Source organism: Protofrankia sp. CiP1_Cm_nod4, from assembly GCF_982290645.1.
The window spans coordinates 3,744-5,332 of sequence record NZ_CEVIVC010000223.1 but is presented as its reverse complement, the minus strand read 5'-3'; the positions used below and the strand labels follow the sequence as shown (position 1 = coordinate 5,332).

The 1,589-nt window shown below is 71.7% G+C and carries 2 protein-coding genes; both read left to right on the top strand.

The annotated features are described in order from the left end of the window. Positions 1-183: 183 nt before the first annotated feature. Positions 184-450 (top strand): hypothetical protein, encoded by a 267-nt coding sequence (locus AC5LSR_RS23160; RefSeq protein WP_445548480.1) that lies wholly within the window; start codon positions 184-186, stop codon positions 448-450. Positions 451-1,253: 803 nt separating this feature from the next. Then, positions 1,254-1,589 (top strand): toll/interleukin-1 receptor domain-containing protein (locus tag AC5LSR_RS23155; protein ID WP_493469024.1); only part of this gene is annotated, 336 nt, incomplete at its 3' end.

The window sequence follows — 1,589 nt, the reverse complement described above, 5'->3', positions numbered from 1 at the left end:
GGCCCTCTGGCGCTCGGTCAGTCGTCCGACGCGCCGGCGGGGCACGATCGACGGTTGATGTCCCATGGCATACGGCTGACCGTTGCGCTCCACACCGCGCCGGACGCACGATCTCCTGGGCGTGCGGGTGGAGGGATCCTTCAGGCGGTGTCCGCAGCCGGAGTGCCGAAGGCGTGCAGGAAGGTGCCGACCGCGGCCGTGGCGCTGCTCGCCGGGTACGGCCTGCACGCGCTGCGGGCGCCGTCCCCGCGTCGCGCGCCACATCGCACACCGCCGCTGATCGACCTGCGGCTGTTCGCCCACCCCGGGTTCGCCGCGAGCGTCGCCATCATGACGCTGGTCGGTCTGACGATGTTCGTGAACCTCTTCGTGCTGCCGCTCTACTACCAGCAGCAGCACGGGCGGGGCACGCTTACTGGTTCACCCTCGCCGCCGTCGCCGTCATCCTGACCGCGAGCACACTCCTCCCACGCCGGGACGCCGGCCCACCTGCCACCGCCACGGCCCCCACGGCAACAGCCCCCACCCAGCCAGCTACCGGGCCGGCCAGCGAGGAAACCGCGCTTTCCGGCAGGTGACCGAGACCGGGAAGACGGCGCACGGCACGCGCGATGGATGCGATGAGCCGCGGAGATGCCTGAACGTCGCGGTCCGCCGTACCGCATACCGGACCGGTGCCGCGCCCGTCCGACCCGCCAGGGGCGGCCATACCACCCCAGAGCGGCCGCGACAGGCTCGGTACAGCGAGACGGATGCCCCCGCCCGCCGCAGGAATCGTCAGCCTCCCACCGATCCGGGGAGCAGGGGAGCAGGGGAGCCCAGTCCGTGGACCGCCCAGCCGTAGGTGAAAACCGTTACTGGGACGACGGCAACTACCTACGGCTTCCGCCGCTGTAGGTGAAAACCGCTGCCATGGTGGCGGAAATCACCTACGCGTCGTGTCGCCTGGGGCGGAAGCGTCCGGTGATCCCTATATGTGATCTTCGGGGTGGGGCCGTGGGCCGCGGAGGCGCACGGACATCGCTGTCCGCTGCACCGTTCCCGGAACGGCTCTTCCTGGCAGGCGGCTCGCGACCGGAACAGCCGGGTTTTCGCCCTCCTGGGCTGCTGTGCGGCCTACGTGGCGGGTGCGGTGAGTGTGGCGGTTCTGGCACGCTGGGCGGATGGGGGAGCTGGACGCGCCGGAGGCCGCGGCGGGCCGGGTGCGCTTCTTCGTCTCGTACACGGGCGCGGACCGGGCCTGAGCGGAGTGGATCGCCTGGGAGCTGGAGGCGGCGGGCTGGCCGACCGTGCTGCAGGCGTGGGACTTCGTCGCCGGGGAGAACTTCGTCGGGCGGATGAACGACGCGCTGACCCAGGCGGAGATCGTGCTGGCGGTGTACTCGGCGGCGTACTTCCGATCGAAGTACTGCACGGACGAGTGGACCGCGGCGTTGCTGGACGACGGGCGGGGCCGGGACAGGCTGATCCCCGTCCGGGTCGAGGACTGCGACGTGCCGCCGCTGCTGCGGCCCCGGGCGTACATCGACCTCGTCGGGCTGCGCTCCGGCCAGGCCCGGGCCAAGCTGGTCGCCGAGCTGACGCCGGGA